Origin of the sequence: Sinorhizobium alkalisoli, from assembly GCF_008932245.1 — a bacterium.
GTDB classification, from domain to species: Bacteria; Pseudomonadota; Alphaproteobacteria; order Rhizobiales; family Rhizobiaceae; genus Sinorhizobium; species Sinorhizobium alkalisoli.
Genome location: NZ_CP034910.1, coordinates 1,378,461 through 1,390,598, shown reverse-complemented (window position 1 = coordinate 1,390,598; position 12,138 = coordinate 1,378,461). Strand labels below are relative to the sequence as shown.

5 protein-coding genes are annotated in these 12,138 nt (G+C 66.3%); 1 reads left to right on the top strand and 4 read right to left on the bottom strand.

Features of this window, described 5'->3' with window-relative positions:
• Positions 1-43: 43 nt before the first annotated feature.
• From EKH55_RS24225 to EKH55_RS24215, 3 genes are all read right to left on the bottom strand, one after another.
• Positions 44-1,234, bottom strand: a complete 1,191-nt coding sequence (locus EKH55_RS24225) for an ABC transporter substrate-binding protein (RefSeq protein WP_151613472.1) — start codon at positions 1,232-1,234, stop codon at positions 44-46.
• 20 nt (positions 1,235-1,254) lie between these two features.
• Entirely contained in the window at positions 1,255-1,620 is a 366-nt protein-coding gene (locus EKH55_RS24220; RefSeq protein WP_151613471.1) for a hypothetical protein, read from the bottom strand.
• A gap of 70 nt (positions 1,621-1,690) precedes the next feature.
• Entirely contained in the window at positions 1,691-10,177 is an 8,487-nt protein-coding gene (locus EKH55_RS24215) for a type I secretion C-terminal target domain-containing protein (RefSeq protein WP_151613470.1), read from the bottom strand.
• Between the two features lie 426 nt (positions 10,178-10,603).
• Here EKH55_RS24215 and EKH55_RS24210 point away from each other — a divergent pair, with 426 nt between their 5' ends.
• The gene (locus EKH55_RS24210; RefSeq protein ID WP_246231860.1) at positions 10,604-11,512 is read left to right on the top strand and encodes a transglutaminase-like cysteine peptidase; all 909 of its coding nucleotides are present in this window, start codon (positions 10,604-10,606) and stop codon (positions 11,510-11,512) included.
• A 16-nt stretch (positions 11,513-11,528) separates the two neighbouring features.
• Here the strand turns inward: EKH55_RS24210 and EKH55_RS24205 are convergent, their stop codons facing one another.
• Positions 11,529-12,137 (bottom strand): ribbon-helix-helix domain-containing protein, encoded by a 609-nt coding sequence (locus tag EKH55_RS24205; RefSeq protein ID WP_151613469.1) that lies wholly within the window; start codon positions 12,135-12,137, stop codon positions 11,529-11,531.
• Between the last annotated feature and the right edge of the window lies 1 nt (position 12,138).

The window sequence follows — 12,138 nt, the reverse complement described above, 5'->3', positions numbered from 1 at the left end:
GCGCCACAGCTTGGCGCGTCTTCTGTCAGAAACTGAGGAGCGGTCAGAAGGAACGCGGTGCCGGATCCACCAGGCTCAGCTTTCCGTCGACAATCTGATAGACGGCACAGGTCCGGAGAACCGATCCATCCTTCTCGAAGCGGAATGCCGCCGCGGCGCCAAGGAAGCCGTTCGGCGACATGAGCGCCTGTCGGTTGATGCCGCTCTCCCCTTGCGTTCGCACGAGGCCGGCCGCGAGCGCGACGATGTCGAATCCGTAAGCCGCATCCAGATCGGCCGTCCGCTCGTAGCGCTGGCGGAAGCTTGCGGTCATCCGCGATCCGCTTTCCGGCCCGAAAAGGCAGAGGTGACTCCGCGCGAGTTCCGACCGCCCGTAGGAAGCGGTCGTCCATTGTGAACTTCCAACGACCATGGCGTCCGCCGCCAGATGACCATTCGCCCGAAGCGCCGAAAGGGATCCGACCTCGGCTTCCCCGGCGCCGATGATTACGACCGCATCGATATCCTTGAGCTTGGCTCTGGCGCTTGCATCTCCAGATACTGAGGCCGCGTCTGCCGTCAACACGGGCTTGATGCCGTGCCCGGCGAGGCCGCGGTCGAGCCGCTGCCGTTCCGCAGCGGCGATACCCGCGGGCAAGAGAACAACAAGGCGCTTGCGGCCCGCGGCTGCGGCGTAGGATGCGCCCTCGATCGCGCTGTCGATATGGTCCGAAACGAAGGAGAAGCTTCCATTGCCAGCCTCCGTCGGCGCACCACTCAGCACTAGGATCGGGACATCCTCCGCACGCATTCCTTCACGCATCCCGGTCGTCCGAACCTCTGACGAGACGGCGACAAGCTTGGCCCCCTGGTCCGCAAGCCTCTTTGCCGCCTCCCGCACCTGCTCGGCCGAGCCATCGGTGTTCTCTATCTGCAGGGACAGTTGCCCGCCGCCGAGTTCGTCCACGGCAAGCACCGCACCGTCCCGGATGTCGCGTTCGCGCTTGCTTTCGCCAACGGAGGCGAGAAGGGCTGTGATCAGACCGACCCGAACCGGGCCGGAACCGAACAACTCCTGAGGCTTCGGCTTGCTCGAGGCCGATCGGCTCGCCTGCGCCGCCTGCGGTGGCCCGACGCTGATGGCGTCCTGGCTCGCGCCCTGGCAACCGGCCAAGAGGCCGAGCAACAGGACGCCAAGTGCCCTGCCCGCATGTTGGCGTACGCCCGCCCTCGGGACAGAATGAATGCTGTTCATGCAGGACAAGCGGGCTCTCTTCAATTCATGAAGCGAATCATTTTGGCGTGGAAGCAATCGCACTTGGCGAGATAGTCCCCGTCGGCCCAGCCGGACTGCAAGTAGCCATAGGCCTTGCCGCAGGCGACCTTGGTTTCGGACGCCCAGACGAATGTCGGCCGTGTCGAAGCGATCCACCGCGGATCCTCGGCAACGGCAATCGCGTGGTCCATGCGCGACACGACTTCGCTCCTCAGGAAAGCAATGTCCTGCCCGACCGTCAGCGATGATGCGGCCAGCGTGTCGCACTGCGCGGCGACCGGCGCGTAATCGCCGATGAGATCGGCGGCATGGCCGGCCGAAGCTGAAAAGGCGATCATTGCCCCGACGCAAATTCTCTTGATCATGGAATCCCCCTCAGGAAAGCCGGTTCGCGCATGTTTGCCGCGAACCGGAAGAATGTAAAGCGTGCAGCCGTCAAACCTCGCCTGTCGTCTTGGTGCCGCTCTCGTTGAAGAGTATCTTCACGACTTCGTCGCTCACTGAGAAGTTTTCCAGCACGGCCACAGTCTGCCAGCTTGCGGAGTTCCCGCTGCCGTCCGTATCGACCTGAAGGTTGGCATTCTCGCCGTCCTGCACGATCTGCACATGCTGCTCCAGCGTGCCGGGTGCTAACTCACCAAGCAGCGCCGACAGGTCGACCACGTCGCCTTCGGCGGCATTATAGTCCGTGATGACATCATCGATGCCGAGTTGCAATTCGTCATCGGCGATCACAAAGGTATCGGCGCCGGCGCCACCAGATAGCGTGTCCGAGCCCGCGCCCCCATAGATCGTGTCATCGCCAAGCCCGCCGTAAAGGGTATCGTCTCCGGCACCACCATAGAGAATATCATGGCCGGCTCCGCCATACAGAATGTCATTGCCGTCCCCCCCGTGGATAACGTCATTGCCTGACGTGCCTGCGATGGCGTCGTCATGCGAGGTCCCCTGGATCACCGCAGCCGACGAGCTGCTGCCGAGCAGGCGGACGTCCAACGTCTGATGCGAAGAGGTGTCACCATCCCCATCGGTGCCCGAGACATCGAACTGCAGCGTCTGATCGCTGGGTAGAACGAGCTTTGAGTACTCGACTCCATCGAGTTTCGCCTTTCCTGACATGACCGTAAACGTGATCGAACTGAAGTCCGTCAGCGGATTGATCGTAAGCCACCCTGTCGACCCTGCGGATACCGTACCCGTCTCTCCGGTATTGGTCTTCCATGCCATGACGAAAGCGTCATTCCCCGACAGGTTCACATTGAATTTGATCGCATCGACGAGCGACGGGAAGCCAATCTTGAATTGCTCGTCCGGATCGAGATTGCCATTACTTACACCGAAACCGTTACTCGTCGGCTTCAGTTCCTCATTGCTCCCGATGCTTCCATTGTTGTTTGTGTCGACCGCATAGAAGGTGGCATCTCCGAGCGTGAATTGGGTCGTGCTCGCAGAGCCGTTGACGCCCCCGAAACCGAAGGTTTGGCTAATTGTCGGCCGGGCGTTGATGAGAGTGAAATCGTAGGTGCCGTCGGGCTTAATCGTCACGGAGAAGAAATCCGATCCGCCGGCCACTGCGAGAAGCGTTACCGAACCGTCCGCGTTGTGGACGGGGTTCTGGTAGGTAACACCGGAGATGCTGGACAGGGCCGAGATGTTGATCGTGCCGCCGTCCGCCCCGAGATTGAGATCGTGCAGGCCGGTCACCGTGCTGTTGCTTTGGTTGGCGACGATCGCGTCCGTTACGCTGGTGAAGGTCGGCACGTCGTCGTTGAAGGTGACGGTGAGCGTGCCGCTGGCGGTGGAATTGTCGGCGTCGGTGACGGTGTAGCCGAGATCGACCGTGACATTGTCCTCGCCGTTCGGGCCGGCGGTCTGCAGCACGTTGTCCACGAGCGCCACGGTGTAGGCGCCGGTGGCCGGGTCGGTCACGGTGACCGTGAACAGCACGCCGCGCGGGCCCGTTGCCGTCAGCGTGTTGGTCGCGCCGTTCCAGCTGTAGCTCACCGTCTCCTGCCCGACCGTGCCGGTCGTGCCGTTGAGGCCGGCGAAGGAGAAGCCGTTGGCACCGGCCCCGTCGCCGCCGACGCTGCCGCCGAGCGTGCCCGAGAAGCTTGCCAGGCCGGCATCCTGCGCCGGGTTGGCGCCGGCCAGGCCGTCATCGTCGACGGTCGCGGCCGCCGTGCCGCCGGTCGGTGTGTTGGCATCGGTGACGGTGAAGCCGAAGTCCGCCGTCGCGGTGTCGCCGTCGCCGTCGGCCACCGTATAGTTGCCGCTGACGGGCAGCGATGCTCCGGTCGTGGCGTCGTCGGCCTTGAACTCGTAGCTGCCGTCCGCCTTGACGCGGATCGCGCCCTCGCCAAGGTCAATCCAGCCGGACCAGCCGGTCGTCGCGTCGAAGGCGCCGACCGCGGTGCCGTTGACATGCGTCAGCGTCGCCCCGTCCGCGCCCGCCGCGAAGTCGAACGTGCCGGTGACCGTCGCCCCTTCCGCAACCACCTGGACCGCCTCGCTCGAGGCCGCCGGCACGTCGTCGTTGAAGGTGACGGTGAGCGTGCCGTTGGCGGTGGAGTTGTCGGCGTCGGTGACGGTGTAGCCGAGATCGACCGTGACATTGTCCTCGCCGTTCGGGCCGGCGGTCTGCAGCACGTTGTCCACGAGCGCCACGGTGTAGGCGCCGGTGACCGGGTTGGTCACGGTGACCGTGAACAGCACGCCGCGGGGACCCGTTGCCGTCAGCGTGTTGGTGGCGCCGTTCCAGCTGTAGCTCACCGTCTCCTGGCCGACCGTGCCGGTCGTGCCGTTGAGGCCGGCGAAGGAGAAGCCGTTGGCGCCGGCCCCGTCGCCGCCGACGCTGCCGCCGAGCGTGCCCGAGAAGCTTGCCAGGCCGGCATCCTGCGCCGGGTTGGCGCCGGCCAGGCCGTCATCGTCGACGGTCGCGGCCGCCGTGCCGCCGGTCGGTGTGTTGGCGTCGGTGACGGTGAAGCCGAAGTCCGCCGTCGCGGTGTCGCCGTCGCCGTCGGTCACCGTATAGCTGCCGCTGACGGGCAGCGATGCACCGGTCGTGGCGTCGTCGGCCTTGAACTCGTAGCTGCCGTCCGCCTTGACGCGGATCGCGCCCTCGCCAAGGTCAATCCAGCCGGACCAGCCGGTCGTCGCATCGAAGGCGCCGACCGCGGTGCCGTTGACGTGGGTCAGCGTCGCCCCGTCCGCGCCCGCCGCGAAGTCGAACGTGCCGGTGACCGTCGTCCCTTCCGCAGCCGCCTGCACCGCCTCGCTCGAGGCCGCCGGCACGTCGTCGTTGAAGGTGACGGTGAGCGTGCCGCTGGCGGTGGAATTGTCGGCGTCGGTGACGGTGTAGCCGAGATCGACCGTGACATTGTCCTCGCCGTTCGGGCCGGCGGTTTGCAGCACGTTGTCCACGAGCGCCACGGTGTAGGCGCCGGTGACCGGGTCGGTCACGGTGACGGTGAACAGCACGCCGCGGGGACCCGTTGCCGTCAGCGTGTTGGTCGCGCCGTTCCAGCTGTAGCTCACCGTCTCCTGCCCGACCGTGCCGGTCGTGCCGTTGAGGCCGGCGAAGGAGAAGCCGTTGGCGCCGGCCCCGTCGCCGCCGACGCTGCCGCCGAGCGTGCCCGAGAAGCTTGCCAGGCCGGCATCTTGCGCCGGGTTGGCGCCGGCCAGGCCGTCGTCGTCGACGGTCGCGGCCGCCGTGCCGCCGGTCGGCGTGTTGGCGTCGGTGACGGTGAAGCCGAAGTCCGCCGTCGCGGTGTCGCCGTCGCCGTCGGTCACCGTATAGCTGCCGCTGACGGGCAGCGATGCTCCGGTCGTGGCGTCGTCGGCCTTGAACTCGTAGCTGCCGTCCGCCTTGACGCGGATCGCACCCTCGCCAAGGTCAATCCAGCCGGACCAGCCGGTCGTCGCATCGAAGGCGCCGACCGCGGTGCCGTTGACGTGGGTCAGCGTCGCCCCGTCCGCGCCCGCCACGAAGTCGAACGTGCCGGTGACCGTCGTCCCTTCCGCAACCGCCTGCACCGCCTCGTTCGAGGCCGCCGGCACGTCGTCGTTGAAGGTGACGGTGAGCGTGCCGCTGGCGGTGGAATTGTCGGCGTCGGTGACGGTGTAGCCGAGATCGACCGTGACATTGTCCTCGCCGTTCGGACCGGCGGTCTGCAGCACGTTGTCCACGAGCGCCACGGTGTAGGCGCCGGTGACCGGGTTGGTCACGGTGACCGTGAACAGCACGCCGCGCGGGCCCGTGGCCGTCAGCGTGTTGGTCGCGCCGTTCCAGCTGTAGCTCACCGTCTCCTGGCCGACCGTGCCGGTCGTGCCGTTGAGGCCGGCAAAGGAGAAGCCGTTGGCGCCGGCCCCGTCGCCGCCGACGCTGCCGCCGAGCGTGCCCGAGAAGCTTGCCAGGCCGGCATCCTGCGCCGGGTTGGCGCCGGCCAGGCCGTCGTCGTCGACGGTCGCGGCCGCCGTGCCGCCGGTCGGTGTGTTGGCGTCGGTGACGGTGAAGCCGAAGTCCGCCGTCGCGGTGTCGCCGTCGCCGTCGGTCACCGTATAGCTGCCGCTGACGGGCAGCGATGCACCGGTCGTGGCGTCGTCGGCCTTGAACTCGTAGCTGCCGTCCGCCTTGACGCGGATCGCGCCCTCGCCAAGGTCGATCCAGCCGGACCAGCCGGTCGTCGCATCGAAGGCGCCGACCGCGGTGCCGTTGACGTGGGTCAGCGTCGCCCCGTCCGCGCCCGCCGCGAAGTCGAACGTGCCGGTGACCGTCGTCCCTTCCGCAGCCGCCTGCACCGCCTCGCTCGAGGCCGCCGGCACGTCGTCGTTGAAGGTGACGGTGAGCGTGCCGCTGGCGGTGGAATTGTCGGCGTCGGTGACGGTGTAGCCGAGATCGACCGTGACATTGTCCTCGCCGTTCGGGCCGGCGGTCTGCAGCACGTTGTCCACGAGCGCCACGGTGTAGGCGCCGGTGACCGGGTCGGTCACGGTGACCGTGAACAGCACGCCGCGCGGGCCCGTGGCCGTCAGCGTGTTGGTCGCGCCGTTCCAGCTGTAGCTCACCGTCTCCTGCCCGACCGTGCCGGTCGTGCCGTTGAGGCCGGCGAAGGAGAAGCCGTTGGCGCCGGCCCCGTCGCCGCCGACGCTGCCGCCGAGCGTGCCCGAGAAGCTTGCCAGGCCGGCATCCTGCGCCGGGTTGGCGCCGGCCAGGCCGTCATCGTCGACGGTCGCGGCCGCCGTGCCGCCGGTCGGTGTGTTGGCGTCGGTGACGGTGAAGCCGAAGTCCGCCGTCGCGGTGTCGCCGTCGCCGTCCGTCACCGTATAGCTGCCGCTGACGGGCAGCGATGCTCCCGTCGTGGCGTCGTCGGCCTTGAACTCGTAGCTGCCGTCCGCCTTGACGCGGATCGCGCCCTCGCCAAGGTCGATCCAGCCGGACCAGCCGGTCGTCGCGTCGAAGGCGCCGACCGCGGTGCCGTTGACGTGGGTCAGCGTCGCCCCGTCCGCGCCCGCCGCGAAGTCGAACGTGCCGGTGACCGTCGCCCCTTCCGCAACCACCTGGACCGCCTCGTTCGAGGCCGCCGGCACGTCGTCGTTGAAGGTGACGGTGAGCGTGCCGTTGGCGCTGGAGTTGTCGGCGTCGGTGACGGTGTAGCCGAGATCGACCGTGACATTGTCCTCGCCGTTCGGGCCGGCGGTCTGCAGCACGTTGTCCACGAGCGCCACGGTGTAGGCGCCGGTGACCGGGTTGGTCACGGTGACCGTGAACAGCACGCCGCGCGGGCCCGTGGCCGTCAGCGTGTTGGTCGCGCCGTTCCAGCTGTAGCTCACCGTCTCCTGGCCGACCGTGCCGGTCGTGCCGTTGAGGCCGGCAAAGGAGAAGCCGTTGGCGCCGGCCCCGTCGCCGCCGACGCTGCCGCCGAGCGTGCCCGAGAAGCTTGCCAGGCCGGCATCTTGCGCCGGGTTGGCGCCGGCCAGGCCGTCGTCGTCGACGGTCGCGGCCGCCGTGCCGCCGGTCGGCGTGTTGGCGTCGGTGACGGTGAAGCCGAAGTCCGCCGTCGCGGTGTCGCCGTCGCCGTCCGTCACCGTATAGCTGCCGCTGACGGGCAGCGATGCTCCCGTCGTGGCGTCGTCGGCCTTGAACTCGTAGCTGCCGTCCGCCTTGACGCGGATCGCGCCCTCGCCAAGGTCGATCCAGCCGGACCAGCCGGTCGTCGCGTCGAAGGCGCCGACCGCGGTGCCGTTGACGTGGGTCAGCGTCGCCCCGTCCGCGCCCGCCGCGAAGTCGAACGTGCCGGTGACCGTCGCCCCTTCCGCAACCACCTGGACCGCCTCGTTCGAGGCCGCCGGCACGTCGTCGTTGAAGGTGACGGTGAGCGTGCCGTTGGCGCTGGAGTTGTCGGCGTCGGTGACGGTGTAGCCGAGATCGACCGTGACATTGTCCTCGCCGTTCGGGCCGGCGGTCTGCAGCACGTTGTCCACGAGCGCCACGGTGTAGGCGCCGGTGACCGGGTTGGTCACGGTGACCGTGAACAGCACGCCGCGCGGGCCCGTGGCCGTCAGCGTGTTGGTCGCGCCGTTCCAGCTGTAGCTCACCGTCTCCTGGCCGACCGTGCCGGTCGTGCCGTTGAGGCCGGCAAAGGAGAAGCCGTTGGCGCCGGCCCCGTCGCCGCCGACGCTGCCGCCGAGCGTGCCCGAGAAGCTTGCCAGGCCGGCATCCTGCGCCGGGTTGGCGCCGGCCAGGCCGTCGTCGTCGACGGTCGCGGCCGCCGTGCCGCCGGTCGGTGTGTTGGCGTCGGTGACGGTGAAGCCGAAGTCCGCCGTCGCGGTGTCGCCGTCGCCGTCCGTCACCGTATAGCTGCCGCTGACGGGCAGCGATGCACCGGTCGTGGCGTCGTCGGCCTTGAACTCGTAGCTGCCGTCCGCCTTGACGCGGATCGCGCCCTCGCCAAGGTCGATCCAGCCGGACCAGCCGGTCGTCGCATCGAAGGCGCCGACCGCGGTGCCGTTGACGTGGGTCAGCGTCGCCCCGTCCGCGCCCGCCGCGAAGTCGAACGTGCCGGTGACCGTCGTCCCTTCCGCAGCCGCCTGCACCGCCTCGCTCGAGGCCGCCGGCACGTCGTCGTTGAAGGTGACGGTGAGCGTGCCGCTGGCGGTGGAATTGTCGGCGTCGGTGACGGTGTAGCCGAGATCGACCGTGACATTGTCCTCGCCGTTCGGGCCGGCGGTCTGCAGCACGTTGTCCACGAGCGCCACGGTGTAGGCGCCGGTGGCCGGGTCGGTCACGGTGACCGTGAACAGCACGCCGCGCGGGCCCGTTGCCGTCAGCGTGTTGGTCGCGCCGTTCCAGCTGTAGCTCACCGTCTCCTGCCCGACCGTGCCGGTCGTGCCGTTGAGGCCGGCGAAGGAGAAGCCGTTGGCACCGGCCCCGTCGCCGCCGACGCTGCCGCCGAGCGTGCCCGAGAAGCTTGCCAGGCCGGCATCCTGCGCCGGGTTGGCGCCGGCCAGGCCGTCATCGTCGACGGTCGCGGCCGCCGTGCCGCCGGTCGGTGTGTTGGCATCGGTGACGGTGAAGCCGAAGTCCGCCGTCGCGGTGTCGCCGTCGCCGTCGGCCACCGTATAGTTGCCGCTGACGGGCAGCGATGCTCCGGTCGTGGCGTCGTCGGCCTTGAACTCGTAGCTGCCGTCCGCCTTGACGCGGATCGCACCCTCGCCAAGGTCAATCCAGCCGGACCAGCCGGTCGTCGCATCGAAGGCGCCGACGGCGGTGCCGTTGACATGCGTCAGCGTCGCCCCGTCCGCGCCCGCCGCGAAGTCGAACGTGCCGGTGACCGTCGTCCCTTCCGCAACCACCTGCACCGCCTCGCTCGAGGCCGCCGGCACGTCGTCGTTCACATCAATACGAAGCGTGGCCGAGCCGCTCGCTCCACTGCTGTCGGTGACCGCGAGATCGAAGACATCGCGGTCCTGCTCAGTATTTGCGCCGTTGTCTGCTTCGGAGCCAGTGACCGGCTTCGTCAATTCATAGAGGTATTCCACCACTCCGGTGGAGGAATCATAGGAGGTAATGGTCAATGTGCCATACTGGCCAGCGATCGTCTGTCCGACGAGATCGCCGATAGCGAAAGTCTGTCCATTGATGGTCAGGCTGGCAATGTCGTCGAGGCCATCGGGATCGGAGAGGACAAAGACCCCCGTAACTGTAGCGCTGCCGTCGCCCGCACGCGATCCATCCGTAAGGCCGGCTTCATCGACCTGTCTGTCGCTCACGCCGATGCCGCCGGCACTGCCGCCATCAGGATCGGGCGAGATGGAAGGCGTCTCGTTTTGAAGCTCAGCAAATAGCCGGAGCTCCTGCTGTTCAAGCTCGGGAAACTGCAAGGCGGTCGGCGGCAAGAGATCGATTGCCGGCCCCGCATCGCCAATGCCGGCGGAAGCATCGGAGAAATTACCGCCGCTGCTCTGGCCGGAAACCACGCTGATGGTTCCGTCCGGTCCAGCCGCGACGTTGATGCCATTGCCTTCGAGGACAGCCACCAACGTTTCCCGCGGGATCTCGACATCGCCGATCACGAAAGTGGGGATATTCAGCGCGGCGTTTTCAATTCTGATTTCTGCCCCGCCGGGCTGTTCCAGCACGATGTCGTTACCGACGACCTTAATGTTTTCAAGGGAGATGCCGGCAGGAAGCCGCACGACATTGTTCGCATCTGCCTTGACGCTCTCCGGCATCCGAGCAACGGGTGCGGCTCCGCTGTTGTCGGCCGGCCCGCCGGTCGCCGGATCCAGGAGTTGCGGCTCTGACGGATCTGCCGCTTGCGCGACGAGGCGCCCGCCTTTCCCGACGAGATCGTCATGCACTGCTTCATTGCCTGCTGTCAGAGCGTCTGCGCTGGCTGAAAGAGAGAAACCTTCGGTTGCCATGGATACATCCCCCAAGAATTAAAAGAACGTAACCACAAGGTCCTTTTGAAAGCAATTCTTAGGAAACCGTCCGACCGGCGATTCATATATCATAATATGCTGTTTTCAATGATTTCGTTCTGGAATGACACCGATGCATATTCACATATATCTTTTTAGCCGCGCGTGACGCCGATAAGAGCAACACAGATTGGTGATCGCATCCCCGCAGCACTTCAGATTAATAGTAATCGCATAACGCTCCTGGATTTTTCCTGGTCAACCAGTAGATTTTTACGGATGCAAGATCTGCGATAACAATATAAATATTGCCTAAAATTTTACTCAAATTGCAATTTTGAGTATTATCGTCTGTATTCCTTGTTGCTTTACGTGAGTTTTTCTTTTTGTCCCTATGGTATTGCCAATCAACCATGAGGTGTGGCGATGGGCGGGAAGAACTGGACAGGCATCAAGGCCTATACGAAAGCGCTTGTTTTGGCGGCCGGCCTGATGAGTCCTTGCACAGCCTCGGCCGGGCAGCCCGGTTCCGCCTATCTGGGTCCGTTGCAATACAGCCTCGGGGCCCCGATTGCCGCCGCCGTCACTGCCGTCGAATACTGGCGCGCGAAAGCCTCCGCCGCGCTCGCGACGGCCGGACGGCACGATATTGCAGCCCTCGCCTCGGCCCCGCCTTCCCGCAAGCCGGCGACGCGTCAGGACGGCGGCGCCGTCTTCCAATCGGTGGCCTTCCGCGTGTCCTCGATACCGGCGGCGGAGAAATGGCGCGCGGTCTATCCCCGCATTACGGAAGCCGATTTCGAGTCGTGCGACACGCCGCGGCAATGCGAGGCAAGTGCGATCCTCCGCAAGGCGATGGCCAACGCCGCCGGATCGGGCTTTCATCAGAAGCTGAACGGCATCAACCGCACAGTGAACTGGCTTGTGCGCTACGAACCGGATGCGCAGAACTACGGCTCAAGAGATTACTGGGCGTCTCCCGCCGAGATTCTCGCGCGCGGCAAGGGCGACTGCGAGGACTATGCCATCCTCAAAATGGCTGCCCTTAAGGGGCTCGGTCTGCCGCCACGGTCAATGTCGATCGTCGTCCTTCGCGACACGCGGCGGAATCTATATCACGCCGTGCTCTCCGTCATGACAAGCCAAGGCTATTTCATCCTGGACAACCTGAGCAACGAGGTAAGGCTCGACAGCACGCTTCCCGAATACCAGCCGCTTTTCTCGGTGAGCGCGGACCGGACCTGGATCCATGGCATCAGGACCGGTAGCGACAAGATCGCCTCGGCGGCCCCGCTTTTGCCCGACGTGATGCCGGGCGAAGGAACGCAGCGGTAAACGGCGGACACGCCGATCACGCCAGGATGAAGCCGAGAATGACATCCTGGCCGAGCAAGGATGCAAGCGCGGCATTCAGGCGGCCACGGGCGACATGCTCGTTGATTCCGATCGTGAAGCCGGCCGATTGCGGTTCGCCAGGGGAGGCTTTGAGCCGTCCGACCAGTTCGGCGAACTGCACGTCGAAGGCCAGTCGCAGGCCTTGCGCCGGCGGAGAGGCCTGGAGCCCGAGAAAGCGCGACTGCACAAAGGTGAGGAAGGCCGGGTTGTAAGCGACGATGCGCCTGTTCGCCGCGAGCGCGAATGCTGGCGACGGACAGGCGTGCACCTGGCCGGTGACGACTGAAAGGCTACTGCGCTCCCGGGCGTCAGCCAGTTGCTCGCGCAGGTATCTCGCCGCCACATAGCGCAGCCTCGCCGTCAGATTTCCCCCTTCATCCAACGTCTGCTCGCATTCGGCAACGATGTCGGCAAGCTTCACCCGCCTCACGGCGGCCAAGTCCGAAAGAACCGACCAGAAAATCGCCTCGAGCTTGATGCCGCGCCGCTGCCCGCCGACCGTGACGACGCGAAAGCGCAGCGCGCTCATGTCCTCTGCAGAGTTAGTCGCCTGAACATCCCCCATG